Genomic DNA, 22,704 nt, shown 5'->3' with positions numbered 1-22,704 from the left:
CCCTAGATGACGTGCTCAACCGTCGCCGCAGCGGCTGAGGGCAGGACGCCGGCCTGCGTCCGCACGTCCCCGGCCGCCGAGACCCAGCCCACCCCGGGCTCGAGCCGCCGGATGGTACGGGCGGGGACACCGCCCACGACCGCGTGGTCCTCGACGGTCCCGCGCACCACCGAGCCCGCTGCGACGACCACGTTCCGGCCGATCGTGGTGCCCGGCAGGATGATCGCGCCGTGCCCGATCCAGGAGCCGGAGCCGATCGACACCGGCTGGTGGGCACCGAACTGCAGGCCGACCGGCACGTCGGGGTCCTGGTAGCCGTGGCTCGCGTCGGAGACGAAGACGTCCTGGCCGAACCACACGTCGTCGCCGATCGTGATGGACTCGTGGGCGGTGATGCAGGCGCGCGAGCCGATGACGCAGCGGTCGCCGATCACCAGGCCGCGCTCGGGCAGCACCTCCTGGGTCGGGCCGTAGCCGACCGAGAGCGTCGAGTACTTCCCGATCAGGGTGTCGGTGCCGACGTGGATCGCCTCCGGGTTGACCACCGTGGCGACCGGGAACGCCAGGCAGCTGCCCCGCCCGAAGTCACCGAACCGATCACCGAGATCGGTCCCGGGCGCGACGTCGCCCACCCGCTCGACCCACTGCCAGGCGGCATGGACGGAACGGTTCAGCAGACGGCGGACGGCAGGCACCGGGCGAGGTTACCGAAACGCAACATCGGGCGGGGGTTCCCAGTTCGTTGGTGTGACACCGCGACCCGTAACATCCGGGAGTGCAGACGTCCCGTGAGCCCCAGGTGATCGCCTACTTCGCTGACGACCCCACGCGGGTCTACCAGCTGTTGCAGTGGCTCCCTGTGCTCGAGCGGCTCGACGCGTCGTACCCGGTCGGGATCCTGACCCGCGACGCCGGCACTCGCGACATCGTCTCCGAGCGGACCACGCTCCCCGTGCTCTTCGCGCCCGGTTTCAACGACCTCGCCGAGCTGTACGACGAGCTGGACGCCAAGGTCGTCCTCTACTGCAACAACTCGATGACCAACTTCAACTCGCTGCTCGACGGCCGGATGATGCACGTCCACATCAACCACGGCGAGAGCGACAAGCACTCGATGGTCAGCAACAACGCGAAGGCCTACGACCGGGTGTTCGTCGCCGGTGAGGCCGCCGTGCAGCGGCACCGGGCAGCGCTGATGGAGCTCGACGAGTGGCGCCTGGTCCGCATCGGCCGGCCGCAGCTCGACCTGCGGCCCGCTCCCCTGCTGCCGCCGACCGAGCGACGCACCGTGCTCTACGCGCCGACCTGGGAGGGCGACGCGGAGTACAACTGCTACACCTCGGTCGACGTCTTCGGCGCCGACATCGTGCGCGCCGTGCTGGCCCTGCCCGACGTGCGCCTGGTCTACAAGCCGCACCCGAAGGTCACCACGAGCCAGATCGCAGCCATCCGCGAGGGCCACCAGGCGATCCTCGACCTGATCGAGCGTGCCGCCGAGCAGGACCCGGCCGCCGGCCATGCCGCCGTGTGGCAGGGCGACATCCTCGCCGTCTTCCCCGGCTGCGACGCGATGATCACCGACGTCTCCTCGGTCGGCCTGGACTGGCTCTACCTGCAGACCGACAAGCCGATCCTGATGACCGACCGCCACGCCGACGCCGAGCGGCTGCGCCAGGAGGTCCCGGTCAGCCGCTGCGCCGACGTCGTCGACGCGGCCAACCTGGCCGGCCTCGGCGAGCTCGTCGCCGACCGGCTCGAGCACGACGAGCACCGCATCGCCCGGGCGGCGATGCGCCACCACTACTTCGACGACAACGGCGTCGGCGACAGCACGGTGCGCTTCGTGGAGGCCATCGGCGAGCTCGTGGAATTGCGGGACCGGCTGCAGGGCGCGAGCCCCGCAGCCGGCTTCGAGGAGTCGGCCTGACCGTCCGGTCAGGCGTCGGGTTCAGCCCGCCAGGGTGCTGACCGGGCTGGTCAGGCTGCCGCCGTACCCGTTGCTCGGCGGGAGGTAGGCGCGGAAGTAGGTCCGCTTGCTGTAGGCCGGCAGCCGCACCGACCACCGGCTGTCGCTGGTGGTCAGGATCGTCTTGTAGGTGCTCCAGGAGCAGGTGCTGCAGGCCGCCTTCTGGATGGTGATCGCCCGGCCGGCGTACGCCGGGGTGACCTTGCCGCCCAGCACGCGCGTGCTGGCGTTCCAGCTAGTGCCCAGGTTGCGACGCACGAGGACGGTCAGCACCGGTGAGACGGACGGCTTGGTGTAGGCGGTCCCCACGTAGTACATCCGGTAGGAAGCGCTCGCGGCCGGCACGAACTTCCAGACCGGCGTGCGGTTGGGGTCGGTGAGCGTCCGGGTGGAGAAGAGGGTCCACCCGCCCGAGCCGATCCGGCGCTGGAGCTTGACGTTGGCGCCGTAGCCGGGCGTCGAGCTGCCGCAGCAGGTGACCCAGCCCTTGAGGGTGACGTACTGGCCGTAGGTCCGCACGGTGGCGTCCTGCGTCAGGTGCGAGATGGTCGCGTCCGCCGCGGCGTGGGCCGGCGCGGCCGGACCGATGACGGCCAGCGAGCCGGCGAGGCAGGCGAGGAGCGTCAGGACGACGCGCGCGAGGTTCTTGTGCTGCATGAGGTGGTGCTCCCGGGATAGGTGGTGCGAGCGTGGCGCTCGAGGCCCTTTCCCCGGTACGGCGCCCACTAACCACCCGAGACGAAAAATGGATCGGCCGCCGGGTGGACCCGGCGGCCGATCGTCAGTCGTCTGCGTGGCTCAGGAGCGCCAGGTCGAGACGTAGTAGTTCGAGAAGCTCTTCACGTAGCCGTTGCTGGCCGCGATGACCGCACGGAAGTGCGTCTTCGTGCGGTAGACCGGCAGGCGCAGCGAGAAGTTGCTCGTCGAGTTGGTGCGGATCGTCTTGTAGGCGCCCCAGCGGCACGACGCGAGCCGCGGACGGGCGCAGGTCGACTTCTGGATCACGATGGCGCGACCGGCGTACTTCGGCGAGACCTTGCCGTAGAAGGTGCGGGTGCTCGAGCGGTAGTTGTCGTGCAGGTTGCGCGCGACGTTCACGCGGTAGCTGCCGCCGGTCGCGGCCCCGAAGCTGTTGGACGCGTCGGAGTAGCCGCTGTAGACGACGCGGTAGCTCGCCGAGTAGGTCGGCGCGAAGGTCCAGCTCGGGTGGAAGTTGGCCGCCAGGTCAGCGGTGTAGATCGTGCTCCAGGCGGTCTGGCCGACGATCTGGCGCTGGACCTGGACCGTCCCGCGGTTGGCGTCGTAGCCGGGCGCCTCGACGAGCCCCACGCCCGCCGTGAGGGTGACCTTGCCGTAGGACGCGCTGCCGTGCTGGACCAGCGTGGTGCTCCGCTGCAGGTACGGCTTGGTGGTGTAGGCCGCGGCGTGCGCTGCGGTCGTGGTGCCGGTGACGAGCGACAGCGTGCTCGCCACCAGGGCGACGGCCAGGATGATGGCCCGTCGGAAGGACTTCACGTGCATGTGGATGGTGCCCCCGGGATGATTTTGGTGAAGGTTCTGCGGCGGTTGCCGCAGACGGAGCGTAACCCTTTCCACAGTGGGTTCTCAGCGAAACCTGCAGTCCTGACGGGCCCTGTGTCGGGGCCTCCTGCAAGGCTGTTCCCATGGCCGACGACACTGCCTCCGTCTACGCCGCCGAGGACCTGCTCGCCGGCTGGCTCGACGAGGCGAGCCGCCATCCGGGACGGCCGTTGCGGATCACCGTCGGCGCTCAGGTGGTCGAGCACGAGCCCGAGACCGAGCCGCGGTTCAGCGACCCGGCGGGCGTCCAGGACTACGTCGACAAGGTCCTCTCCCACCTCGTCGCCACCGGCAGCCGGTACGACGACCGTGACGGCCTCGACCTGGCGGGCGTGCCGGTCGTGGTCCGCTCCCGGCGTGGTCCGCGGCAGGCCCACTACGAGCGGGGCGAGCTGCCGCTGCGCGGAGTCGTCGCGATCCCCCCGCGCGAGGTCGGCGGCGCGTGGTCGCTGCGGGCCGCGGTGGTGCTGCACGAGGTCGCCCACCACCTGGCGGGCGAGGACGGCCACGGCACCGGCTTCCGCACGACCTTCCTGCGGCTGCTCGAGGACATCGGGATGCCGGTGCTGGCCGAGCTGCTCCACACCGCCTACCGGATCTCCGGGCTCGACACCGGCATCGACGGCGAGGACCGCACCCTGCTGCGGATCGGGCGCCTGCTCCGTCAGGCCGAGCGCACGTCCAACACCGCCGAGCGCGACGCCTTCTTCGCCAAGGCGCAGACGCTGGCCACCCGCCACCAGATCGCGCTCGCCGTCGCCCGCGCCTCGGCCCGCAACGAGGAGCAGCGCCAGGACCCGGCGTGGGAGACGGTGCTGATCGGCGAGTCCGGCAAGCGCTCGCTGGCCCGCTACGTCCGGCTGGTGCTCGAGATCGCGCGGGCCAACGACGTCCGGGTGGCGATCTACACCAGCAACACCCGCGTCACCCTCTACGGCTTCCCGTCCGACATCGCGATCGTCAAGGCGCTCTACGCCTCCCTGGTGACGCAGATGGTCGCCGACGGCGACGCCCACCTGCGCTCCGGCGCTCACAAGGCCGACACCCGCCAGGTCTGGAACGCGCGCCGGCGCACGTGGGAGGAGCGGCCGGTGCACGGGTCGACGGCACGCGCGGCGTTCTACGAGGCGTGGGCCGACCACGTCGGCGAGCGGCTCACCCGCGCTCGTGAGGAGGCCCGGGCTGCAGCGATCGCGGCCGAGCCGGGCGTGCCCGACCGTCCGACCTCGACCGAGCTGGCGCTACGGGCCAAGGAGGTCGAGGTCGTCGACTACTTCCGGCACATGCAGCGCGAGCACGGCATCCGCGGCACGTGGAAGGGCGCGGCGGCTGCGGCGCACGCTGCGCCGGGCTCGCACGAGGCGGGTGTCCGTGCGGCCGCGCGGGCCCGGCTGGGCAGCGAGAAGGCGATCAGCCGGGGCTGACGAACGACAGGCGCCACGGCTGGGTACGGAAGACGAGGCGGCTCGTCGTGCCGTCGAGGTTGGCCTTGATGAAGCGGCCGCTGCCGAGCTTGGTCACGAAGGCGCGGACCTGCGGGTCCGCGCTGGAGCGCAGCGCCGGCGGGACCTCGAGCGTGCCGTTGAACATCCGCGGCTGGGTGTCGAGGCCGCGGGCACGGCGGAACTCGCGGATGTTGTCGACCGTGTGCAGGCGCAGGGTGAACGACTCCCCCGTGGTGAGCCGGACACGCACCGTCGAGGGCGTGCAGTAGGTGTTGAAGTCCGCGATGGTGACCGTGCCGCCGGGCACGGTGCCGACGTAGCGGCCGTCCTCGCCCCCGCCGAGGCCGGCCGCAGACGTGTCGCTGGCCGGGTTGTCGAGCACCCGTCCGACCAGCGCCCCACCGGTCGGCGTGAACGACCAGGCGCGAGCACGGATGTCCTTGTGCCAGTAGCCGACCTGTCCTGACCGGCGGCCCTCGACGCGCAGCTGGCGGTGGATCGCGCCCCGCCCGACCTTGTGGATCGAGATCCGGCTGGTGATGGTGCCGGGCACCTTCGGCTGCTCGATCCACGCCGGTGACGGCAGCTGGATGCGCGGCTTCGCGAGCCCGCGCTGGTCGGCGTAGGCGTAGTCGAAGAAGAGCGGGTCGGCGCCGGCGATGTCGAAGTCGTAGAGCCGGGTGAAGAGGTCGCCGTGCGGACCGACGACGAAGATCGTGGAACCGCTGGCCGACATGTTCACGGCCCGGAACCGGCCGCGGTGCGGGCCGCACATCTCGTAGCTCTCGTCCTTGGCCAGCCACGGGTCGAGGTAGGTCAGGCGCTGGCCGCCGTGGCTCAGCGTCCAGATGTGCGAGACCTTGCCGGCACCGACGGCGTGCGCGTTGCCGGCGTCGTCGGGCCAGGTCAGGTCCTCGACCTGCGAGACGACCGACCACGACCAGGTGCTGATCCCGGTCGGGAGCATGCGGCCGGGCCCGGTCCAGAACAGCGGTCCCCAGCGCAGCGACCAGTTGAACTGCTGCGGCGTCCTCAGCGCGCCGTCCATGCCGTAGACCCAGCGGTCGCTGTCGACGGCGATCAGCTCGTCGTCGTCGGCCGAGATGCCGACGAGCCGGCCGGCGAAGCAGGCGGAGGTGACCAGCGGAGCCCACGGCTCGCGGATGCCGGTGACCTCGGTGTTGGAGCGGTACCAGATGTTCCCGGCGGCCAGCACGAACTGGTAGCGCCGGTTGAAGGTCTGGGTGGTGCTGCGGAAGACCACCTGGTCCGGCAGCCCGGCCGGTGCGGCTGAGGGGTCGCCCGCGCGCAGCGGGTTGCCCTCGTCGACACCTTGGCGACCGGTCTCGTCGGCGCGCTCCGGCAGGCCGATGGTGCCGCCGATCAGCTCCGGGCAGCGCAGCATGTCGGTGCGGTCGACCAGCAGCGCCTGCAGGATCCCGGGCACCTGGGCCAGCAGGTCCTGCGGGTCGATGTCCATGTCGCCCTCGGCCCGTGCGGGGCCGGACAGCTGGGGAACCAGCAGGCATATCGCCAGGGTCAGGATCGCGGTCGTACGTCGCAGCATCGGGCCTCCTCGGTCCGACTCATTCAACGGCGCGTCGTCACCCCTCGGAGGTGGAGGTTCCCACAAGTTGGCCCCCAGCATTCTGGAGCGCCGCCCACAGCTCGGCCCGGCCCTGCGGCGTCCGCCAGTCGTCGCCGAGGAGGCGTCCCACCCGGGCGAGCCGGTTGCGCACCGTGTTGGCGTGCACGCCCAGGTCGCGGGCCACCGCGTCGACCTGGCCGTCGCGGGCGAGCCAGGCGCGCAGGGTCGGCTCGAGCTCGTGGCGCGGCTCGGTCGCCAGGGGTGCGAGCCAGCGGGCGTGCAGACGCGCGGCCAGGGCGGGGTCCTCGTGCAGGGGCACCAGCAGGCCGAGTCCTGCCAACGTCGCACTCCCCCGCTGGTCGAACTGGAGTGCGACCCGCGCGGCGCGGGTCGCCTCACGCAGCGCGCCTGGCAGGTCGTCGAGCAGCGCCGGTCCGCCCACGCCGGCGACGAGCTCGCCGGGGACGACGGGCGGGCGCGGCAGCAGCCCGCTCGTCGTACCCCAGACCGCTCCGTGGTTGGCCAGGCGGAGCGCCGGCGTCGCCTCCGGAAGCGGTACGACGGCCCACCAGCGCGCTGCCGGGTCGAGCCCGAGCCGGATCGCCGTGGCGCGGGCCGCGTCGACGTCGCCGGCCGCGAGCTCGGTGAGCAGCCGGTCGTGACGGACGTGCTCCTCGACGTCGTCGACGGCCGCGCCGAGCAGTCCCTCGGCGGCCCACACGGCCACCTGCTCGGCCCACACCCGGGCACGGCGGGAGGCGTCGAGCAACGCATCGGCGCCGGTCCCTGCCCGAGCGGCCCGGTCGAGCACGTCGTCCTCGACCTCGCGAGCGCCGAGCAGCACGGCGGTGACGAGGTCGCCGACCTCGATGCCCGCACCGGCTCCCTGGGCGCCGGTGCCGAGCGCCGCCAGCCGGTCCTCCTCGGTCGGCGCTCCGAACGGGTTGCCGTGGGCGGCCCGTTCCAGGATGCGTGTCATCCCGATCCACACCTCGCTCGAGGGGGTGGTCGCGTAGCTCGGGACGCCGGTCGTCACCGCGCGGCTGACCCGGCGCACGATCTCGTCCCGGTCCGCCCACATCGCGTCGAGGTAGGGACGCATCCGCTGCTCGATGGAGATACCCACAAGCCGCAGGCTCCCACAGTGTCCGGACCACCACCTCGGGAACGTCCGGACGGACCTAGGTTCGGACGTCGTGACGCCCCTGCTCAGTGTGCTCGCCCCGACCGAACCTGCCCGCGAGGCCCTGGCGATGCTGCGCGACCCGTCGAACCTGCACTGGTACGTCGTGACCTTCTTCGGCATCGTGATGTACGTCTACGCCGCCGAGGTCGAGCGTCGGCGCTACGACGTGGTCGCCGCGGGACTGGCCTTCTTCCTGATGGACGTCTTCAACGAGCTCGTGAACTCGGCCTGGTTCCATGCCAGCGACCGGGCTCCGCTGTGGATCGTCACGGGCGACACGGCGTACCTCGTGCTCATCGGCTGGTCGGTCGAGATCATCTTCCTGTTCCTGATCAGTGGCATCGAGTTCGTGAAGTTCCTGCCTGCGGACAGGGGGATGCGGATCCTCGGCGTGCCGAACCGTTGGGTGTTCATCACCTGGTGGTCGTGCGTGTGCGTGTTCGTGGAGGTGCTCCTGCACCGGGCCGGGATCTTCCACTGGTCGTGGTGGTACTGGGACGAGCCCTTCCTGCTGCCGGTCGTGGTGCTCGGCTACGGCACCTTCTTCTGGATCGCAGCGACGGTGTTCGACATGGACAGCCACCGGAAGCGGTTCGCCGTGGTCGGCGCGATGTTCGCCGTGGACGTCGTGCTCGCCGTCGGTCTGGGCTTCGCCGGCTGGCTCTGAGCCCGGCGGAAGCGAGGTGTCCGGTTCTCTGGACGCGCCGCACTTCGGGTCCGACGCTGATCCCATGTTCGACGTGTTCGACCCCGCGCTGGTCGCCGATCCGTACCCGGCGCTCGACCGGTTGCGGACCGCCGCGCCCGTGCACCGCGTCCCCGGGACCGACGTGCACCTGGTGTCCTCGTGGGCGCTGGTGCAGGAGGTGCTGGCCGCGCCCGAGACCTACTCCTCGCACCTGCGCTCGGTCCTGGTCCGCAGGCCGGACGGCACGGCGACGACGCTGCCGATGGACGGCGGCGGCTCGGTCGAGCAGGTGCTCGCGACGGCCGACGACCCGACGCACAAGCTGCACCGCTCGGCCGTGCTCGGCACGATCGGCCGCCGGATCCGGGCGCTCGAGTCGTCCGTGACCGGGCAGGTCGACCGGCTCTGGGACACCCATTTCTCGGGCGACAGCGCCGACTGGGCGGCCGACATGGCCGACCGGCTTCCGCTCGCGCTGGTCGCGGAGCTGATCGGGCTCGCGCCCGAGGACGTGCCGGACCTCTTGCGGTGGGCCTACGACAGCACCGAGATGCTCGGCGGCTGGGTCGACGAGCAGCGGCTCGAGACCACGATCAACGCCTCCTTCGCCCTCCACGACCACCTGGCGCGACGCTTCGACGCCGCGCTCGACCGGCCGGGTGACGACCTGATGGGCGAGCTGGTGCTGGCCTGCCAGCTCGACGAGCTCGAGGTCGGTACGGCGGTGCTGGTGCTGCTGCAGCTGATCGGTGCCGGCGGGGAGTCCACCGCGGGCCTGCTCGGCACGGCGGCGTACCGGTTGGCGACGGACGGGTGCCTGCAGAACCGGCTCCGCAACCAGCCGGACCTGATCGACCCGTTCCTCGACGAGTGCCTGCGCCTGGAGTCGCCCTTCCGCGGGCACTACCGCCACGTCACCGCTCCCACGCGCCTCGGCGACGTGGACCTGCCGGCCGGCAGCACCCTGCTCCTGCTGTGGGGCGCGGCCAACCGCGACCCGGCGCGCTTCGAGGAGCCGGACCTGCTCGACCTCGGCCGCACCGGCGTCCGGCAGCACCTCGCGTTCGGCCGCGGCATCCACTTCTGCGTGGGTTCGGCGCTCGCCCGGCTCGAGGCGACCGTCGCGATCCACGCGCTGCTGACCCGGACCTCGTCGTTCCGGCTCGACGGACCCGCGGACGAGGCGGCGGTGTGGGTGCCGAGCATCTTCGTGCGCCGGCACGCACACCTGCGTCTCGCGTTGAGCCCGGCGTAGGTGTACCTAGCGTGCGCGGCGGTTGGCGCGCCCGGTCGCCCGGGCGACCAGCTCGTCGCCGTGGGTCACCCGCACCACGAACAGGTCCTCCTTCGCCAGCCGCTCCGCGACCTCGGCGGTCGCGAGCAGGGCGTCCCCCGGACGGGCCGGGCGCACGTAGTCGATGTGCACGGCGCTGACCACGCCGGAGTGCTCGTCGTCGTTGGCGGCTGCCGCGAGGGCGATGCCGGCGAGGGAGAACAGGAAGGACCCGTGGGCGGTGCCGTGCGGGTTGAGGTGGTCGTCGGTGACCTGCACCTGCGCCTCGGCCCGGCCGCCGCCGTGCCCGGTGACGTCGATGCCGAGCAGGGCGGCGTAGGCGTCGGTGCGGGGAGCGCTCATCGGGGGCCGTCCACGAAGATGTCGTACTCCAGCTCGCCCGTCCCGCCGTACGACGACAGGTCGGTCACGCCCGCGTCACGGAGCACGTCCACGTCGAGCAGCGTCTGGCCGGTCAGCTCGCGGGAGGGGCGCACGAGCACCTCGATCGCGGCGTCCGCCACGATCTCCGGCGTGCGGGCCTTCGCCATCGCGTCGTCGCCGCCGAGCAGGTTCTGCACCGCGGCAGTGGCGATGAGGGTCTCGGGCCAGAGGCAGTTGGCGGCGACGCCGTCGTCGGCGTACTCCGCGGCCCAGCCCAGGGTCAGCAGGGACATGCCGTACTTCGCCAGCGTGTACGCCGGGTGCTTGCCCAGCCACTCGGGCGACAGGTTGAGCGGCGGGCTGAGCGAGAGGATGTGCGGGTTGGTGCCCTGGCGCAGGTGGGGCAGGCAGGCGCGGGTGAGCAGGTAGGTGCCGCGCAGCTGGATCTGGGTCATCAGGTCGAAGCGCTTGACCGGCAGCTCGGCCGTGCCGTCCAGCGCGATGGCCGAGGCGTTGTTGATGCAGATGTCGATGCCGCCGAAGCGGTCGACCGCGCGGGCCACGGCGTTCTCGACCGAGGCCTCGTCGCGGACGTCGCCTACGACGGCGAGCGCCTGTCCCCCGGCGGCCTCGATCTCGGCGGCGGCGGTGTGGACGGTGCCGGGCAGCCGGGGGTCCGGCAGGTCGGTCTTGGCGAGCAGCACGACGTTCGCGCCCTCGCGGGCGGCGGCCAGGCCGATCGCCAGGCCGATCCCGCGACTGCCGCCGGACATCATCAGGGTGCGTCCGGCGAGGCGTCCGCCGGTGGAGTTCTGCGTCATGACGAAACCGTTACACACGTCGAACAGTCGTGCCAAGAGTGTTAGACATAGGTCACAACACATTCTCGACAGGTGTCGGCACACCGTAAGGTGAGCCCCACCATGCCTCCCGCGACCACCGTCCTCAAGCCCGTCACGACGCGCTCCGCGCTGCTCACCTTGATGCTTGCCGCCGAGGAGTCGACGCTCGCCACCCGCGAGCTGGTCGCCGCGGCCGCGCTGGTCGGCTTCGCCGAGCCGACCGTCCGGGTCGCGCTCTCGCGGATGACGGCCGCCGGCGACGTGGTCCGCGACGACGAGGGCGGCTACGGGCTCTCCGAACGTCTCCTCGAGCGCCAGGGCCGCCAGGAGCGCGCGACCCACCCGCGACGGCGGGACTGGGACGGCACGTGGGAGCTGGTCGTCGTCACCACCGCCGGTCGTACGGCGGCCGACCGCGCCGAGCTGCGCGCCGAGCTCGCCGGGCTCCGGCTCGCCGAGCTCCGCGAAGGGGTGTGGACCCGGCCGGCGAACCTCGAGCTCGACTGGCCCGAGCGGGTCAGCGCCGTGTGCGAGCGGTTCACGGCCGCCCCCGTCGCCGATCCCGCCGAGCTCGCCGCGCGGCTGTGGGACCTCGACGCCTGGGCGAGGTCCGCCCGGCAGCTGCTGGACGCGACGACCACCGAGGACCCGGTGCTCCGCTTCACCGCCTGCGCCACCTCGGGGCGCCACCTGCTCACCGACCCGGTCCTCCCCGCCGAGCTGCTGCCCGACGGGTGGCCCGGCGAGCGGCTGCGCGCCGACCACGTGGCCTACAAGGCATGGATCAACGAGATGCGCCGCTCGCTCGCGGAGGCCGGCGCCCGGTAGCGTCCGTCGGGTGCTGACCGTCGTCGTCGCGTTCACCGCGAACCTGCTGATCGCGGTGGCCAAGAGCGTCGCGGCGGTCGTCACCGGCTCGGCGTCGATGATCGCCGAGGCGGCGCACTCCTGGGCCGACGCCGGCAACGAGGTGTTCCTGCTGATCGGCGAGCGCCGCGCTGCCCGGCCGCCGGACGCCACCCACACGCTGGGCTACGGCCGGGTCGGCTACATCTGGTCGATGTTCGCGGCCTTCGGCCTGTTCACCGTGGGCGCGGCCGTGTCGGTCTGGCACGGCGTGCAGTCGCTGGGCGCCGAGGAGGAGGCGCCGTCGTACACGTGGGCGTACGTCGTGCTCGCCCTGGCCTTCGTCCTCGAGGGCACCTCCTTCCTCCAGGCGCTGCGCGAGGCGCGCACTGCTGCGTCCCGGCGCCGGGTCTCGCCGCTGCGCTACCTCAAGGTCACCTCGAACCCGATGCTGCGCGCCGTCTTCGCCGAGGACCTCGCCGCACTGATCGGGCTGGCGGTCGCCTTCGTCGGCATCCTGCTGCACCAGCTGACGGGCGACCCGGTGTGGGACGCGATCGGCTCGATCGTCGTCGGCGTCCTGCTCGGCGTCGTCGCGCTCATCCTGATCCGGCGCAACATGGACTTCCTGACCGGCGAGACGGTCACGCCGCTGACGCGCGACGTCGCCCTGCGCGCACTGCTCGACCACCCGGAGATCGCGCGGATCAGCTACCTCTACATGGAGTGGGTCGGCGCCGACCGGATCTTCCTCGTCGCGGCGGTCGACCTCGTGGGTGACGCGCCGGAGTCCGACGTGGCCGAGCGACTGGGATCGATCGCCAACGCCCTGCACGACCGGCCGGAGATCGTCCGCGCGGTGCTCACGCTGACGCGGCCCGGCGACGCCACCGACCTGCAGCCCGGCGTACTGCCGGAGTGGTACCGCCCGGCTCCCTGATCCCGAGCAGGTTCAGGCTGCCCGGGCCGGCTCGCTGCGGAACCGGTTGGGGCGGCCCGCGATGCCGAGCCGGCGCCAGATCCGGCGCGAGACCGGGTTCATCAGGCCCAGCTCCTCGGCGAGCATCCGGACGTCGCCGAACATGTCACGCAGGAACTCCCGCGACTCGGGGCTCTCCCACCAGACCTCGCGGACCACCTCGGGCGGGATGCCCATGTCACGGACCGCCTTCTTGCCCGGGACCACGATCGCGTCGCACAGCACCCGCATCAGGACGGGCGTGAGCACGGAGGCGAAGGCCCGGTGGAAGCGGCCCAGGCGCGGGGCGCGGTGCTCGAGGTACTGGTGGGCGAAGCCGATGTGGCGCGCCTCCTCGGCGACGTGGATCTGGCTGATCCGCTCCAGGAGCGGGTGCATGTCCTCGCCGGAGCGGAGCATCACCTTCTGGACGTAGTCGATCGGCTCCTCGCCGCCGAGCACGCCGATGAAGAAGATGAAGGGCAGGTGCTTGGCTGCCAGGGGCAGGAACGGGCCGAGCGCACGGAACAGGGAGTGCGAGCCGGCGACGTCGAGAGCGGTCCGGTTCACGAACTCCTGGAACATCTGCGTGTGGTGGCACTCCTCGGTCGCCTCGTGCGTGGAGTAGCGGAACTCCGGACGGCCGTTGGGGAGGTCGAGGCAGTACATCATCAGGCCGGCGATGAGGACCTGCTCGAACTGCAGGCCGACCTTGACGACGTTGGTCTGGCGGTAGAAGCCGACCTCGATCTGGCGCTCGCGCGGCAGCGAGCGGTACCACTCGGTGCGTCCGAGCGCGTCGACCTTCGGCAGGATCCAGCGCGGATCCAGCGGATCGATCCGGTTCTCCGGCGCGTCCCAGGCGATATCGACGAAGGCGTCGAAGTGGTGGTCGACCGACGCCTCGGAGAGGGTGCGGAGCAGGTCCTGGTAGTCCTGCTGGCTGGTCCCGATGCTGCCCATGCCCGCCAAGTTAGTGCAAACGCCTGTTGCACACAATGGTTGTCTGCAACCGGCGGTAATAGACAAGTCGACCTCTCGTCGACCTGTCCGGAAACGACAGTGGCGAGGGTTCTCAGGCCGTAGCGTGAGCCCGGTGACCCTCGCTGACGCCCTGCCCTCCCCCGAACCCGCTCCCCGCCGCCCGCGCCGCCGCGCCGCCGCGACCGCCGGAGTGGTCGTCGTCGCCGCCGTGGTCGGTGGTGGCGCCTGGGCCTGGCAGGCGTGGAGCTCCCAGGGACCGCAGCCCGCCGAGGCGCTCCCCGCCAACACCCTCGCCTACCTCGCCGTCGACCTCGACCCGCCCGGCGGGCAGAAGGTCGCGGCCTACGACGCGCTCCGCTCGGTTCCCTCGCTCAAGAAGGAGCTCGGGCTCGGGTCCACCGACGACCTGCGCGAGTCGATCGTCGACGCCATCGACTCCGACGGCGGCTGCGACCTGTCGTGGAAGGACGTCAAGAGCTGGGCCGGCGACCGCGGCGCCGTGGCCGTCGTACCGCAGGACGGGCTGCAGGTCGTCGTCGTCCTCCAGGTCTCCGACGCCGACAAGGCGCGCTCCGGGCTCGGCAGGACCGCCGACGACTGCGGGGGCTTCGGCTTCACCGTCGGCGAGAAGTGGGCCGTGCTCGCCGAGGACGACCAGGTCGCGAAGCAGGTCGTCTCCGACACCAAGGGCGCCAACCTCGCCGAGGACGGCACCTTCCAGGAGCTGACCGGCGCGGCCGGCGACCCCGGGGTACTGACCATGTACGCCGCACCGGCGCTCGGCAAGGCGCTGCTGGACGACGAGGACGCCTCCGACGTGCTCGGCTTCTTCTCGTGGTCGCCCGTGACCTCGCTGGACCCGGTGGCCGGGCTGGTGTCGAGCGTGACCTTCCTGAGCGCGTTCGCCACCGACTTCGAGGGCGACGCCGACGGTGACTTCGACGAGGAATTCACGCCCGAGCAGCAGCGCGTGATGGACCTCATGGACGAGTACGAGGACCTCACGCCCACCCAGCAGAAGCAGCTGGACGCGGATATGGCGAAGGCGTTCCACTACGACGAGGTGGGTCCGGAAGGAGATGCCGAGCCCATCGACGAGGATCAGATCGACGACGAGCTCGAGGACCTCTTCCAGGTCCCCGAGAAGGTCCGCAAGCAGGTCGAGAACTTCTCCGGCCTCGGCGGCGTGGCCCGCTTCGACGACGGTGGCCTGGAGCTCGAGATCGTCGCCGATCCCTTCCTGACCGGCTACGAGTCGACGTACGACGCCACGGTCGCGCGCGACGCGGTCGCCGCCCTGCCCGCCGACACGGTGCTCGCGTTCGGCGCCGGCTTCAAGGACGGCTGGGCGAAGCCGATGGTGACCCGTGGCGGGTTCTTCACCTCGGGCTCCACCGACGCCGAGCTGGTCGACGGCTTCCGGGAGGCCACGGGCCTCTCCCCCGAGGACCTCGAGGCTCTCGGCGGCGACTCCGTCGCATTCGCGGCGAAGAAGGGATTCGCCAAGGCGCTCGAGGACGAGGACCTCGCGAAGGTCACGATCGCCGCGCGGGTCACCGGCGACCCGGCGAAGATCGAGGCCGCGCTGGCGAAGCTGGCCGCCCAGGACGACCTGGGTGTGGTGGCCAAGTCGGTGCGCACCGACGACGGAGTCGTGATCGGCCCCAACCCGTCGTACCTCGCGGAGCTGGTGGACCCCGACAGGACGCTCGGCGACCTCGAGCGCTTCCAGGACGCCACCGCCGACGCGGACGACGCCATGGTGATCACCTACGCCGACTTCGACGACAGCTGGCTGCCGATGGTCTCCGAGGGCGACCTGTCGCCGGAGGACGCCGCCGCGTTCGGCACAACGGGCATCTCGGTCACCGAGGACGGTGGGCGGCACCGGCTGGTGGCGCGCGTGACGCTCGACTGACGTCGCGCGGTCTCGGATCCCAGACGCCGGGCCGCTGGGCGGCCTTCACGTCCGCCCTCACATCCGGTGGACTGGACCGCGATGACCACCACGATCACCCGCGCCGCGGACCTGCCGCGCGTTCCCTGGCGCAACGGCCGGGGCCTGACCACCGAGCTCGCCCTCGGCGACCCACCCGACGACTTCGCGTGGCGGGTGAGCCTCGCCGAGGTCGGGCAGAGCGGGGACTTCTCACTGTTCCCGGGCATCGACCGGACGATCGTGCTGGTCGAGGGCGACGGCATGGTGCTGCACCTGCCCGACGGGCCGCAGCCGCTCGCGCGGGACGTGCCCTTCGCCTTCGACGGCGGGCTGCCGGTGACGTGCACCGTCGAGCGGCCGACCCGCGACCTCAACCTGATGACCCGACGCGGTACGACGACCGGCGACATCGAGGTGCGCCAGGTCGCCGGGCCCGTGGAGCTCGCGGCGGACGCCGCGGTGACGGTGATGGTCGTGCTCGACGGGGCGCTCGTCCTCGACGGGTCCGACCTCGGCACCGGTGACGTCGCGGTGCTGACCGGCGCCGGGACCGCGCGCCTCGACGGATCGGCCCGCGTCGCGCTGGTCCGGGTCGTTCAGGCCGGCTGAGCGACCTGCCGCGCCGCGAGGTGGATGCCCGCGATCATGCAGCGGACGGACCCGCCGGCGAGCTCGATCGTCGGCACGTCGATCGGCAGCAGGCGGGTGTGCGCGGAGAGCACCTGCAGCTGACCCGGCGTGAGGCTCGCGTGGGCGCGCGCCGACAGCACGAGGCACGGGCCGTCGGCGCCGGTCAGCTCGATCGTGTTGCCGGCGAACTCGTCGAGCTGGTCGCTGGTGAGCTCGACGACGGTGTGACCGGTCGTGGCGAGGCTGGTGGCGACGGCGTGCCGCTCCCCCGCGTCGGGGATCGAGTCGAGCGCGACCAGGGCGAGCCGCGGGCCGACCGCCATCATCACGTTGGTGTGGTAGATCGGGGCGCCCCGGCCGTCGACGGTCGAGAACACCACCGGCCGGTAGCCGAGGTCCTGGCAGACCATCGCGACGGCTCGGTCGTGGGACCGGAACGAGCGGGCGACGTAGGCCACCCGGTGGTCGTGGTCGAGGACCATCGACCCGGTGCCCTCGAGGTAGAGCGCGTCGTCCTCGAGCACGGAGTAGTCGTGCACGGCGGTGATCCGGAAGGTGCCACGGAGCGCATCGATGATGTCCCGGCGGCGCTCGGTGCGCCGGTTGGGCGAGTACATCGGGTACAGCGCGACCCGGCCGTCGGGGTGCGTCGTGAACCAGTTGTTGGGGAAGACGCTGTCGGGTCGACCGGCCTCCTCGTCCTCGAAGAGGTGCACCCGGATGCCGGCCTCCGTGAGGGTGGCGACCATCGCGGTCACCTCCCAGTAGGCGGCCTCGGCCAGCGCGGACGTCGGCACGACCGGCGTCCGCGGCTGGAAGAGGTTGTCGGCGATCGTCTCCGGGTTGGGGGCGAAGCGGTGCGGACGCACCATCACCACGTCGCGCGGCGCCTGCGCGCTGCCGATCGTGCTCATACGCCCACGACGGCAGCAGCGGTCGCGTACGCGAACAGGTCCTTCGGGTCGGCGGGCTCGGCGACGAGGTCGACGGTGGCGACGTCGGGGTCGGCGCGGACGGCGTCGTAGACGAAGCGCAGGGCACTGAAGTCCTCGACGGCGAAGCCGACGGAGTCGAAGAGCGTCACGTCGGCGGCGCTCTCCCGCCCGGTACGGCGGCCCTGGACGACCTCCCAGAGCTCGGTCACCGGGAAGTCCGGCGCCTGGCGCTGGATCTCGCCCTCGATGCGCGTCTGCGGCGTGTACTCGACGAACACGCGGGACGCGGCGACCGTGCGGGGGTCGAGCTCGGTCTTGCCGGGGCAGTCGCCGCCGATGCAGTTGAGGTGCATGCCCGGCTCCACGGCGTCGTGGGGCAGGACGATCGCGTTGGCCTTGTCGGCCGTGCAGGTGGTGACGATGTCGGCGCCCCGGCAGGCCTCGCGGGCGTCGGACGCGCGGTGGACGTCGAACCCGGCACGGACCGCATTGCGCTCCAGCTTGTCCATGGCAGCGGGGTCGGTGTCCCAGATCCGCAGGCTGTTGATGCCGAGGACCGCGCGGAACGCGAGGGCCTGGAACTCGGCCTGGGCACCGCAGCCGATCATCGCCATGCTCGTGGAGTCCGGGCGGGCGAGGTGGCGTGCGGCCATGGCCGAGGTGGCCGCCGTACGGAGGGCGGTGAGGATGGTCATCTCGGTGAGGAACAGCGGGTAGCCGTTGCCCACGTCGGCGAGCATGCCGAAGGCGGTGACCGTCTGGAAGCCACGCTCGGGGTTCTTGGGGTGGCCGTTGACGTACTTGAAGCCGTAGGTCACGCCGTCGCTGGTCGGCATCAGCTCGAGCACGCCCTCGGGCGAGTGGCTGGCCACGCGCGGGGTCTTGTCGAAGTCCTGCCAACGGGCGAAGTCGGCGTCGATGGCGGTGGTCAGGTCGCGGACGATGTTCTCGACCCCGCGGGCGGTGACCCAGCGGACCATGCCGGGCACGTCGAGGAAGGTGACGTTCATGCGCGCAGTTCCAGGGTGCAGCACTTCGCGCTCCCGCCGGCCTTGATCAGCTCGCTCATGTCGACGCCGATCGGCTGGTAGCCGCGCTCGCGCAGCACCTCCTGCAGGTGGGTGGCGCGGTCGGACATGACCACGTGGACGCCGTCGCTCATCGCGTTGAGGCCGAAGCCGCAGGCGTCCTCCTCGGTCGCGTGGATCGCCCCCGGGAAGAGCTGCTCGATGACCGCACGGCTGGCCTCCGAGAAGGCGCCCGGGTAGTAGGCGACGGTGCGCTCGTCGAGCACCATCAGCGCGGTGTCGAGGTGGTAGAAGCGGGGGTCCACGAGCTCGAGCGCGATGACGGGCACGCCGAAGAACTCGGCCATCTCGGCGTGGGCCTCGCGGGTGGTGCGGGTGCCGGCCGCGGCGAGCAGCACACCGCCGACGGTCAGCACGTCGCCCTCGCCCTCGTTGCGGACGCTGGCCGTGCGGACCTCGCGGTAGCCGGCGGCCTCGAACCAGGCGGCGTAGGCCGCGGTCTCGCCCTGCCGCTCGGCGTGCGTGAAGCGCGAGACCAGCACGCGACCATCGTGCACGACCCCGGCGTTGGCGGCGAACACCATGTCGGGCAGGCCCGGCACCGGCTCCGCGACACGGACGTCGTGGCCCAGGCGCAGGTACGTCGCCCGCAGCTCCTCCCACTGCGCCACGGCCCGCGCGACGTCGACCGGAACGGTCGTGTCCATCCACGGGTTGATGGCGTACTCCACGGCGAAGTGGGTCGGCGGGCACATCAGGATCTCGAGGTGCCGCGGGGGCGCAGCAGTCACAGCAGACGGCATGGGGGTCCTTTCGCAGGTGCCGACAACGCTAGAGTCGTCGTCTGACGCAAGCAATCGCCATGCGTTGCGCACCGGACCTTGGTCTGTTGCGTCGATCGTCACCTGACGCAAGAAACGGAAGCAGGCCGCCATGGATCCGCTCGACCGCCAGATCGTCGACGTCCTGCTCCGCGACGGGCGGGCCACCTTCCAGGAGATCGGCGACGCCGTCGGCCTCTCCGCACCGGCCGCCAAGCGGCGGGTCGACCGGATGCGCGAGCGGGGCGAGATCGCCGGTTTCACCGCGCTGATCGACCCGGCGGCACTGGGCTGGGACACCTCGGCGTACGTCGAGCTGTCCTACCAGGGCAATGTCTCCGCCGACCGGCTCAAGCGGGACCTCGAGGCCTTCCCCGAGGTGATCGGTGCCTGGACCATCACGGGAGACGCGGACGCGCTCGTGCACGTCGTGGCGGCCTCGATGGCCGACCTCGAACGGGTCATCGAGGGCATCCGCGCCGTCGACCAGGTCGACCGGTCGCGCACGGTGGTCGTGATGTCGCGGCTGTTCGAGCGGCCGCTCAACGGGTGATGAAGGCCCGCTCCAGAGCGGCGAAGGCGTGGCACAGTGCCGGGTCCACGGCCTGGGCACCCGACTCGACGTCGAACCACCGGTCCACGTGGGCCCAGTGGTGCGGGTGGACCATGTAGTCGACGACCAGGCCGTCGAGGTCGGCGTACTCCTGCTCCCAGACGAAGGTCCACGGCTCCCCCGCCGTGGCGTCCCAGTCGAGCGGGACCGCCCTGCTGAGCCGCCAGTTGCGGATCGCACCGATGTGCGCGGGCATGGCGAGGGTGTCGCGGGCGAAGGCCTCCGCGGCCGCCGCGTCGACACCGGGCAGGAGGCGGAAGAGCGCGGTGCGCTTCACTCCCCCGGCGAGGTCCGGCTCGCGGGCTCCGGCGCCGACCGTGTCCAGGCCGAGGGCGCTGCGCGACGCGCAGTGGCGCTCGAGCGCCGGGAGCAGGTCGTCGGTCCACAGCGTCGACTTGCGGGCCACCGCGGCCGTCGCGCGGTCGGGGTAGACCAGGTCCCAGGTCACGTGGCCGGCGCCGTAGGCGGGGACGAAGTTGGGGCTGGCGACCGACTGCTCGACCCCCGGCAGGTCGGCAGCCCTCGCGAGGTCGGCGAGGAGGGCGGCGACCTCGGGTTCCCCGGCACCCGGGGGGAGGTACAGCTGGGCGGTCTCCCGCCAGACGGCCGGCGTGGCGGCGTGCGCACCGAGGTCCTCCGGGCTCGGCGGCACCGTCTCCGGTGCCATGCCGTACGTGCGTTCGCGCGCGGTGACGATCGCGTCGACCGCGGCCCAGAACGCCCCGACGGCGGGGTCGTGGGACTGGGCGCGTGCGGTCCAGAAGGCGCCCACGTCGGCGAGCGTCCAGCGCACGTCGAGGGTGACCGGCTGGTCGGCCAGGGCGAGCGGCGGGGCGGCGACCTGCTCGGTGAGGACCAGGCCGCGGGCGGCCGCGCCGTCGGCGTACCCGGCGACGAGGGTGCGCAGCTCCGCGAGGCGGTCCGCGGCCACGACGTAGTGGTCGCGGACGGTGATCGAGGCGTTCACCTCAGAGCTCCGCGACCTTGAGGACGATCTTGCCGCGGGTGTGGCCGGTCTGGATCGCCTCGTGGGCGGTCGCCGCGTCCTGCAGGGCGAACTCCCGGATCTCCGGGAGCCGTACGTCGCCCGCGACCACCAGGTCCGCGATCGTCGCGAGCGCGGGCGCGCAGTCGACGTCGGTCATCATCGAGTAGACCCGCTCGACACCGCGGCCCGCCGCGGCGGCGACCTCGGCAGGGATGTCGCCGTCGTCGACCAGCGTCGGGATGCTCACGAGGGCACCGCCACTGCGGACCAGGTCGAGCCCGTGCGTCAGCGAGCTGGCGCCGGCGGTGTTCACGACCAGGTCCAGACCCTCGGGGGCCCACTCCTTGAGGGTGGCGGTGACGTCGTCGCCCAAGTAGTCGATGACGAGATCGGCTCCGAGCCCGGCGAGGTAGGCCACGTTGGCCGTGCTGCAGGTGGCGGCGACCTGCGCGCCCGCCGCCTTCGCGAACTGGACGGCGAAGCCGCCGAGCCCGCCCGAGCCACCGTGCACGAGGACCTGCTGGCCCGCCTGGACACCGCCGTTGTGCTGGAGTGCCTGCCACGCCGTGAGCGCGGCGACCGGCAGCGCCGCGGCCGACCTGAAGTCCATCGCGTCCGGGATCGGCGCGACGCGGTCGACGTTCGCGACGACGTGCTCCGCGTAGCTGCCCTGCGCGCCCTGGCCGTGGTTGGTGGGCGTGAAGACCCGGTCGCCGACGGCGAACCCGGTGACGCCCTCACCCAGCGCGTCGACCACGCCCGCTGCGTCGAAGCCCAGCACGTACGGGAAGACGTAGGGGCGGAAGGCGGCGAGCATGCCCTGCCGGTTCTTCCAGTCGGCGGGGTTCACGCCGGCGTACGCGACCCGGACGCGGACCTCCCCCGGCGCGGGCTCCGGCGTCGCGATCTCGCCGTACGTGAGGACCTCGGGCCCGCCTGTCTCGTTCATGATCACTGCGTGCATGGCGAGACTGTGGTCGCGGTCACACCCCGATCGGGTGTTGCTCTCGCTGAGCGGGACGAGGAGGTCCGGGCTCAGACGAGCGCATCGTCCACGGGCAGTCCGAACGCCAGCCGGCCGTACCCCGACAGGGCGCGGTCGATGTCGTTGGCGACGTGCACGGAGCCCGCGTGGGCGTCGCGCCAGGCCCGCTCGATCGGGTTCCCGCGGTGCAGCGAGTTGCCGCCGGCGGTCTTGAAGAGCAGGTCGACGGCGTGCAGGGCGCGCTCGGTGCCGAGCACCTGGTCGCGGCGGGTGCGGGCGCGCAGCTCGAGCGGGATCTCCTCCTGCGCGACGGCGTGCGCGACCAGCGCGTCGAGGTTCCGGTCCATCTGCAGGCAGGCGGCGTCGACCTCGGAGGCGGCACGGGCGATGGCCACCTGGGCGAACGGGTCGTCGGCGAAGCGTCCCCCGCTGGTGCTGCCGCGGACCCGCTCGCGCATGTGCAGCAGCCAGGACTCCAGGCAGCCCGTGACGGCCCCGAGGACGGGGGCGGTCACGGCCGTGGCGAAGACCGCCGCGAACGGGATCCGGTAGAGGGCACCGGTGTTCACGTCCTGGCCGGGGGCCAGCAGGGCGGACTGGGCGGCGTGCGGGAGCACGCGGTGGGCCGGGACGAAGGCGTCGGCGACGTGGACGTCGTTGCTGCCGGTGCCGCGCAGGCCGACCACGTCCCAGACGTCGTCGGTGCGGAAGTCGGCGCGGGGCACGAGCACGGTCACGTGCTGGGGCGTGCCGTCGTCACCGGGGAGCACCGCGCCGAGCAGTACCCACGAGGCGTGGTCCACGCCCGAGGAGAAGCTCCAGTGGCCGGTCAGCCGGTAGCCACCGGTCACGGCCTCGAGCCGGCCGACAGGGGCGTACGCCGAGCAGATGATCGTGTCCGGGTCGGGCCCGAACACGTCGTCCTGCGCCTGCTCGGGGAAGAGGGCGACGTGCCAGGGGTGGACCCCCAGCACCGAGGCGACCCATCCGGTCGAGCCGCAGGCCCCGGCGAGGGTGCGCACCA

23 protein-coding genes are annotated in these 22,704 nt (G+C 72.1%); 9 read left to right on the top strand and 14 right to left on the bottom strand.

The genetic code is table 11. The annotated features are described in order from the left end of the window. Positions 1-2: 2 nt before the first annotated feature. Positions 3-695 carry an acyltransferase gene (locus ASE20_RS25920; protein ID WP_318655579.1) on the bottom strand — a complete coding sequence of 231 codons (693 nt, stop codon included), beginning with the start codon at positions 693-695 and terminating at the stop codon, positions 3-5. An 80-nt stretch (positions 696-775) separates the two neighbouring features. Between ASE20_RS25920 and ASE20_RS06100 the strand changes: the two genes are divergently transcribed. Further along, a complete protein-coding gene (locus tag ASE20_RS06100; protein ID WP_056893613.1) occupies positions 776-1,927 on the top strand; it encodes a CDP-glycerol glycerophosphotransferase family protein in 1,152 nt (383 codons plus the stop codon). 21 nt (positions 1,928-1,948) lie between these two features. On the opposite strand, the gene ASE20_RS06095 is transcribed toward ASE20_RS06100, so the two are convergent. Both ASE20_RS06095 and ASE20_RS06090 read right to left on the bottom strand, forming a co-directional pair. Then, a complete protein-coding gene (locus tag ASE20_RS06095; protein ID WP_056893612.1) occupies positions 1,949-2,623 on the bottom strand; it encodes a hypothetical protein in 675 nt (224 codons plus the stop codon). 141 nt (positions 2,624-2,764) lie between these two features. Further along, positions 2,765-3,481, bottom strand: coding sequence for a hypothetical protein (locus ASE20_RS06090; RefSeq protein ID WP_157538612.1), 717 nt, complete (start codon positions 3,479-3,481; stop codon positions 2,765-2,767). Positions 3,482-3,630: 149 nt separating this feature from the next. Between ASE20_RS06090 and ASE20_RS24215 the strand changes: the two genes are divergently transcribed. Then, the gene (locus ASE20_RS24215) at positions 3,631-4,971 is read left to right on the top strand and encodes a TIGR04338 family metallohydrolase (RefSeq protein WP_082612184.1); all 1,341 of its coding nucleotides are present in this window, start codon (positions 3,631-3,633) and stop codon (positions 4,969-4,971) included. Here the strand turns inward: ASE20_RS24215 and ASE20_RS06080 are convergent. Both ASE20_RS06080 and ASE20_RS06075 read right to left on the bottom strand, forming a co-directional pair. Continuing rightward, positions 4,958-6,559, bottom strand: coding sequence for a hypothetical protein (locus ASE20_RS06080; RefSeq protein WP_056893610.1), 1,602 nt, complete (start codon positions 6,557-6,559; stop codon positions 4,958-4,960). The genes ASE20_RS24215 and ASE20_RS06080 overlap by 14 nt on opposite strands. Before the next feature lie 37 nt (positions 6,560-6,596). Continuing rightward, positions 6,597-7,706: a PucR family transcriptional regulator gene (locus ASE20_RS06075; RefSeq protein WP_056893609.1), complete on the bottom strand. Its 1,110-nt coding sequence runs from the start codon at positions 7,704-7,706 to the stop codon at positions 6,597-6,599. A gap of 70 nt (positions 7,707-7,776) precedes the next feature. On the opposite strand from ASE20_RS06075, the gene ASE20_RS06070 reads away from it, so the two are divergent. Further along, on the top strand, positions 7,777-8,433 hold the full coding sequence (locus ASE20_RS06070; RefSeq protein ID WP_056893608.1) for a hypothetical protein: 657 nt from the start codon (positions 7,777-7,779) through the stop codon (positions 8,431-8,433). Between the two features lie 64 nt (positions 8,434-8,497). After that, positions 8,498-9,709 carry a cytochrome P450 gene (locus ASE20_RS06065; protein ID WP_056893607.1) on the top strand — a complete coding sequence of 404 codons (1,212 nt, stop codon included), beginning with the start codon at positions 8,498-8,500 and terminating at the stop codon, positions 9,707-9,709. A gap of 6 nt (positions 9,710-9,715) precedes the next feature. Here the strand turns inward: ASE20_RS06065 and ASE20_RS06060 are convergent, their stop codons facing one another. After that, positions 9,716-10,090, bottom strand: a complete 375-nt coding sequence (locus ASE20_RS06060) for a hotdog fold thioesterase (protein ID WP_056893606.1) — start codon at positions 10,088-10,090, stop codon at positions 9,716-9,718. Further along, positions 10,087-10,932 carry an SDR family oxidoreductase gene (locus ASE20_RS06055; RefSeq protein ID WP_056893605.1) on the bottom strand — a complete coding sequence of 282 codons (846 nt, stop codon included), beginning with the start codon at positions 10,930-10,932 and terminating at the stop codon, positions 10,087-10,089. The genes ASE20_RS06060 and ASE20_RS06055 overlap by 4 nt, the downstream gene beginning before the upstream one ends. A 102-nt stretch (positions 10,933-11,034) precedes the next feature. On the opposite strand from ASE20_RS06055, the gene ASE20_RS06050 reads away from it, so the two are divergent. Together ASE20_RS06050 and ASE20_RS06045 are read left to right on the top strand one after the other, a co-directional pair. Beyond that, complete coding sequence (locus ASE20_RS06050) at positions 11,035-11,781, top strand: PaaX family transcriptional regulator C-terminal domain-containing protein (protein WP_056893604.1); 747 nt, start codon at positions 11,035-11,037, stop codon at positions 11,779-11,781. A 10-nt stretch (positions 11,782-11,791) separates the two neighbouring features. Further along, positions 11,792-12,739, top strand: coding sequence for a cation diffusion facilitator family transporter (locus ASE20_RS06045; RefSeq protein ID WP_056893603.1), 948 nt, complete (start codon positions 11,792-11,794; stop codon positions 12,737-12,739). A gap of 12 nt (positions 12,740-12,751) precedes the next feature. On the opposite strand, the gene ASE20_RS06040 is transcribed toward ASE20_RS06045, so the two are convergent. Further along, positions 12,752-13,720 carry an AurF N-oxygenase family protein gene (locus ASE20_RS06040; protein ID WP_056893602.1) on the bottom strand — a complete coding sequence of 323 codons (969 nt, stop codon included), beginning with the start codon at positions 13,718-13,720 and terminating at the stop codon, positions 12,752-12,754. A 133-nt stretch (positions 13,721-13,853) separates the two neighbouring features. Here ASE20_RS06040 and ASE20_RS06035 point away from each other — a divergent pair, with 133 nt between their 5' ends. Together ASE20_RS06035 and ASE20_RS06030 are read left to right on the top strand one after the other, a co-directional pair. Further along, positions 13,854-15,659: a hypothetical protein gene (locus tag ASE20_RS06035; protein WP_157538611.1), complete on the top strand. Its 1,806-nt coding sequence runs from the start codon at positions 13,854-13,856 to the stop codon at positions 15,657-15,659. A gap of 81 nt (positions 15,660-15,740) precedes the next feature. Beyond that, positions 15,741-16,289 (top strand): HutD family protein, encoded by a 549-nt coding sequence (locus tag ASE20_RS06030; RefSeq protein ID WP_157538610.1) that lies wholly within the window; start codon positions 15,741-15,743, stop codon positions 16,287-16,289. Here the strand turns inward: ASE20_RS06030 and ctlX are convergent. From ctlX to ddaH, 3 genes are read right to left on the bottom strand one after another with little or no spacing between them, the layout of a single operon-like run. Then, positions 16,277-17,224 carry a citrulline utilization hydrolase CtlX gene (gene ctlX / locus ASE20_RS06025; RefSeq protein WP_056893599.1) on the bottom strand — a complete coding sequence of 316 codons (948 nt, stop codon included), beginning with the start codon at positions 17,222-17,224 and terminating at the stop codon, positions 16,277-16,279. The genes ASE20_RS06030 and ctlX overlap by 13 nt on opposite strands. Further along, entirely contained in the window at positions 17,221-18,255 is a 1,035-nt protein-coding gene (locus ASE20_RS06020; protein WP_056893598.1) for an ornithine cyclodeaminase, read from the bottom strand. Before ASE20_RS06020 ends, ctlX begins: the two co-directional genes overlap by 4 nt. Further along, positions 18,252-19,076: a dimethylargininase gene (gene ddaH, locus ASE20_RS06015; protein WP_056893597.1), complete on the bottom strand. Its 825-nt coding sequence runs from the start codon at positions 19,074-19,076 to the stop codon at positions 18,252-18,254. The genes ASE20_RS06020 and ddaH overlap by 4 nt, the downstream gene beginning before the upstream one ends. Before the next feature lie 130 nt (positions 19,077-19,206). Here ddaH and ASE20_RS06010 point away from each other — a divergent pair, with 130 nt between their 5' ends. Further along, complete coding sequence (locus tag ASE20_RS06010; protein WP_056893596.1) at positions 19,207-19,647, top strand: Lrp/AsnC family transcriptional regulator; 441 nt, start codon at positions 19,207-19,209, stop codon at positions 19,645-19,647. On the opposite strand, the gene ASE20_RS06005 is transcribed toward ASE20_RS06010, so the two are convergent. The 3 genes from ASE20_RS06005 to hsaA all read right to left on the bottom strand — a co-directional run bounded on the left by ASE20_RS06005 (position 19,637) and on the right by hsaA (position 22,702). Continuing rightward, positions 19,637-20,674 carry a Dabb family protein gene (locus ASE20_RS06005; protein WP_056893595.1) on the bottom strand — a complete coding sequence of 346 codons (1,038 nt, stop codon included), beginning with the start codon at positions 20,672-20,674 and terminating at the stop codon, positions 19,637-19,639. The genes ASE20_RS06010 and ASE20_RS06005 overlap by 11 nt on opposite strands. A 1-nt stretch (position 20,675) precedes the next feature. Continuing rightward, entirely contained in the window at positions 20,676-21,659 is a 984-nt protein-coding gene (locus ASE20_RS06000) for an NADP-dependent oxidoreductase (RefSeq protein ID WP_056893594.1), read from the bottom strand. A 71-nt stretch (positions 21,660-21,730) separates the two neighbouring features. After that, positions 21,731-22,702: a 3-hydroxy-9,10-secoandrosta-1,3,5(10)-triene-9,17-dione monooxygenase oxygenase subunit gene (gene hsaA / locus ASE20_RS05995; protein ID WP_056893593.1), complete on the bottom strand. Its 972-nt coding sequence runs from the start codon at positions 22,700-22,702 to the stop codon at positions 21,731-21,733. Positions 22,703-22,704: the final 2 nt, after the last annotated feature.

Source organism: Nocardioides sp. Root240 (assembly GCF_001428825.1).
Classification (GTDB): domain Bacteria; phylum Actinomycetota; class Actinomycetes; order Propionibacteriales; family Nocardioidaceae; genus Nocardioides.
This window is presented reverse-complemented; position numbering and strand designations above follow the sequence as displayed.